At 64.7% G+C, this 3,502-nt stretch carries 6 protein-coding genes; all 6 read right to left on the bottom strand.

The annotated features are described in order from the left end of the window. On the bottom strand, nt 1–515 hold a 515-nt coding region (locus RMO81_RS15995), incomplete at its 3' end, for a 2,3-bisphosphoglycerate-dependent phosphoglycerate mutase (protein WP_310476953.1). Between the two features lie 46 nt (nt 516–561). After that, entirely contained in the window at nt 562–900 is a 339-nt protein-coding gene (locus RMO81_RS15990; protein ID WP_310476951.1) for a P-II family nitrogen regulator, read from the bottom strand. A 93-nt stretch (nt 901–993) separates the two neighbouring features. Beyond that, nucleotides 994–1,197, bottom strand: coding sequence for a DUF2007 domain-containing protein (locus RMO81_RS15985; RefSeq protein WP_310476950.1), 204 nt, complete (start codon nt 1,195–1,197; stop codon nt 994–996). Beyond that, nucleotides 1,197–1,754, bottom strand: coding sequence for a pyridoxamine 5'-phosphate oxidase family protein (locus RMO81_RS15980; protein WP_310476949.1), 558 nt, complete (start codon nt 1,752–1,754; stop codon nt 1,197–1,199). The genes RMO81_RS15985 and RMO81_RS15980 overlap by 1 nt, the downstream gene beginning before the upstream one ends. Nucleotides 1,755–1,765: 11 nt before the next feature. Beyond that, entirely contained in the window at nt 1,766–3,196 is a 1,431-nt protein-coding gene (gene tldD / locus RMO81_RS15975) for a metalloprotease TldD (protein WP_310476948.1), read from the bottom strand. A gap of 75 nt (nt 3,197–3,271) precedes the next feature. After that, nucleotides 3,272–3,502, bottom strand: a 231-nt coding sequence (locus tag RMO81_RS15970; protein WP_310476947.1) for a hypothetical protein, incomplete at its 5' end; no start/stop codon positions are given.

Raw genomic sequence — 3,502 nt, 5'->3', positions numbered from 1 at the left:
TTGCCGGCGCGCAGTTCTGGCGCGATGGCGGTTTCCCAATAGGGCAGCACGCGGGCGATGGTGTCTTTCAGGCTTTCGGCGGTGGGGATGGCGATGCCGGCGTAGCGGCGGTCAGCGGCGAGATCGAAATCCCCACCCGGTGCCAGCGGCGGCGGCGGGATATCGAAGCTGCGGCGCCAGATCTTCACCTGATGCTCGCCATATTTCGCCGCGGTATCGGCCTTGTTGAGGCCGGTGAGGCTGCCATAGTGGCGCTCGTTCAGCTGCCAGTTCTTGGTGACGGGCAACCACAGCCGGCCCATGGATTCCAGCGCGAGATTGAGCGTCTTGATCGCCCGGCTTTGCACGCTGGTGAAGGCGAGATCGAAATCGAGGCCGGCTTCGGCCATGCGGCGGCCGGCGTCGCTGGCTTCGGCGACACCCTGTTCGGTGAGGCCCACATCCCACCAGCCGGTGAAACGATTTTCGAGGTTCCACTGGCTCTGGCCGTGGCGGAGGAGGACGAGAGTTGGCATGGGCAGCGGTTTAAGCTGTGGCGCGGCGCGTTTCCAGCCCGAATTTCTACAGTGCGGCTTCGTCCAGTTCCCCGGTGCGGATTCGCACGGCGTGGGCGATGGACGATACGAAGATCTTGCCATCGCCTACGCTGCCGGTTTGGGCAGCATGCAGGATGGCATCGACGATGCGGGCGACGTCGTCGGCTTCGACGACCATATCAATCTGCAGCTTGGCCACCAGTTGCGGGATATTTTCGGCGCCGCGATAGATATCGGCCTGGCCAACCAACCGGCCCTGGCCGCGCACTTCGGTCACGGTCATGCCCTGCACATCGGCCTGCATCAGGGCTTCGCGCACCTGTTCGAGCTTGAACGGCTTGATGATTGCCGTGATCAGCTTCATGGCCTGCCCTGCATCCCGATAGTGGCGATACCGCAACCCTGCCGCAGCCCATCTGGTTACAGAATAAGGCGTTTGCCGGTGCGCGCCTGTGGCTCAGAGCGGCCGCGCCAGTTCGCTGCGGGCAATGGCCAGATCATCGGCATCCACCATGACGCGGATGCCGGAAATGCCGGGGCCGATCAGGCTGGCGATACCGGCGTCGAACAGCACGCAATCAATGCCGGCGGCTTCCAGCCGGCTGCGCACGATGGCGGCTTCGACGGGGGAAAACAGCGTGTCGACGCAGGCCAGGCCCATCAGCTGTAGGGCAGGTGCGACGGCGGCGTAACAGCCAGCCCGTCGATGGAGCGATCCCGCTCGTGATATTTCAGCAGGCGTTTGGCCGGATCATCCTGCTTGAAATATTTGCGCAGCGTCTCGCGCTCTTCCACCAGCGCCATTTTCGGCACGGCCCAGCCGCAGCTGGTCTGGGTCGAATCCACGTCGATCAGGAAAATCTGGCGCACGCCGCGTTCGATGGTGAAGTGAGCGGCCAGAGCGTCCCAGCCGCCATCCTGCGGCAGCACGGCGCGGCCGTGGCCATAGATGCGGTAGATCAGGGCGGGCTGATCAAAGGCGCAGAACATGATGGTGATGCGGCCATCGGCAGCCAGATGCGCGTGAGTTTCGTTGCCGCTGCCGCCGAAATCCAGATAGGCGCAGGATTTGCCGCCGGGCAGCACGCGGAACGTGTCCATGCCCTTGGGGGAAAGGTTGATGCGGGCATCAGCGGCGGCGGTGGCGACGAAAAACACCGGCTGGCGGGCGATGAAATCCGCATGATCGGGGGTGATGTGATCGAAGAATTCCGACATGCAGCCCTCCTTCAGCCAGCGGTGCCGCCCACCGTCAATCCGTCCACCAGCAGCGTGGGCTGGCCGACGCCGGCCGGCACGCTCTGCCCGCCCTTGCCGCAGATGCCAACGCCTTCATCCAGCGCCATGTCGTTGCCGATGGCGCGCACGCGGGTGAGCACGTCGGGGCCGTTGCCGATCAGCGTGGCACCTTTCAGCGGACGGCCGAGCTTGCCGTTCTCGATCTCATAGGCCTCGGTGCAGGAAAACACGAACTTGCCGCTGGTGATGTCGACCTGGCCGCCACCGAAGCTCTTGGCAAAAACCCCCTTCTTCACACTCGATAGGATGCCGGCCGGATCGTCGTTGCCGCCCAACATGAAGGTGTTGGTCATGCGCGGCATCGGCGCGTGGGCATAGGATTCGCGGCGGCCATTGCCGGTGGGCGCAACGCCCATCAGGCGGGCGTTGAGGCGATCTTGCATATAGCCCTTCAGGATACCGTCTTCGATCAGGGTGGTGCGGCCGGTGGGGGTGCCTTCATCATCGACGGTCAGGCTGCCGCGGCGTTGATCGAGGCTGCCATCGTCCACCACCGTCACGCCCGGCGCCGCCACACGTTCGCCGATGCGGCCGGAAAAGGCGCTGGTGCCCTTGCGGTTGAAATCGCCTTCCAGGCCGTGGCCAATGGCTTCGTGCAGCAGGATGCCGGGCCAGCCGGGGCCGAGCACCACGGTCATCTCGCCGGCCGGTGCATCGACGGAATCAAGGTTCACCAACGCCTGGGCCAGCGCGATATCGATGGCGCCTTCCCAGGCGGCATCCTTGAACAGCGCATCATAAAGATAACGCCCGCCCAGCCCGTGAAAGCCGGTTTCGCGGCGGCCGTTCTTTTCGGCGACAATCTGCACGTTCAGCCGCACCAGCGGCCGCACGTCGCGCACCCGCGTGCCGTCGCCGCGCAGGATTTCCACCACGTTCCAGCTGCCGAGCAGGCTGGCCGACACCTGCACCACGCTCGGATCACGGGCGCGGGCGGCGGCATCGATCTGCTGCATCAGTGCGACCTTGGCGGAAAAATCGATACCAGCCAGCGGATTGGCATCGGTATAACGCCGGGCGTTGGTGGGCATCGGCGGCATCGCCATGGTGCCGCCGTGGCCATCCCGGACCACCTTGATAGTGTCGGCAGCGCGGGCGATGGCGGCGTGCGACAGATCGTTGGCATGGGCAAAGGCGGTCATCTCGCCGGCCACGCCGCGCAGGCCAAAACCCTTGACCGTGTCGAAACTGGCCGCCTTCAGCCGGCCATCATCAAAGGCGAAACTTTCGGAGACGCCATATTGCAGATACAACTCGCCATCGTCGCAGCCGTTAAGCGCATCGGCGACTTGCGCGGCGGTGCGGTCCGGGTCGAGCCCGGTATCGGTGTAGAACAGCTGGGTGGCATCAGGTGTGGTCATGCCCAAGATATGGGCCAAGGCCGGGAAAAGGGAAAGGGGGGCGACAACCGCGCCCCTATCAACCGAATTTGCCGATCAACCGAACTTGCAGGTGAGAACCCAGCGCTCGCCCGCCCGGTCAAAGCTGATCCGGCTGCAATCATCCAGCACGTCGCGGCCAATCAGCACCCACGGATCGCGGCCACTGCGGCGCTTGCGATCGGCGGAAACCGTGATGGTGTCTTCATCGTCGCTGGCGGTGGAGGTGCCCTTGGCGGCGGCATCGATCGCCTTGGCCTGGCTTTCCGAAACGCGCACGCCCAGTTG

The organism is Sandarakinorhabdus sp., assembly GCF_031422795.1.
Classification (GTDB): Bacteria; Pseudomonadota; Alphaproteobacteria; order Sphingomonadales; family Sphingomonadaceae; genus Sandarakinorhabdus.
This window is presented reverse-complemented; position numbering and strand designations above follow the sequence as displayed.

Coding starts and splice junctions, on each gene's coding strand:
- RMO81_RS15990 (WP_310476951.1), bottom strand. CDS start 900: ATGAAGCTGATCACGGCAATCATCAAGCCGTTCAAGCTCGAACAGGTG.
- RMO81_RS15985 (WP_310476950.1), bottom strand. CDS start 1,197: ATGGGCCTGGCCTGCGTCGACACGCTGTTTTCCCCCGTCGAAGCCGCC.
- RMO81_RS15980 (WP_310476949.1), bottom strand. CDS start 1,754: ATGTCGGAATTCTTCGATCACATCACCCCCGATCATGCGGATTTCATC.
- tldD (WP_310476948.1), bottom strand. CDS start 3,196: ATGACCACACCTGATGCCACCCAGCTGTTCTACACCGATACCGGGCTC.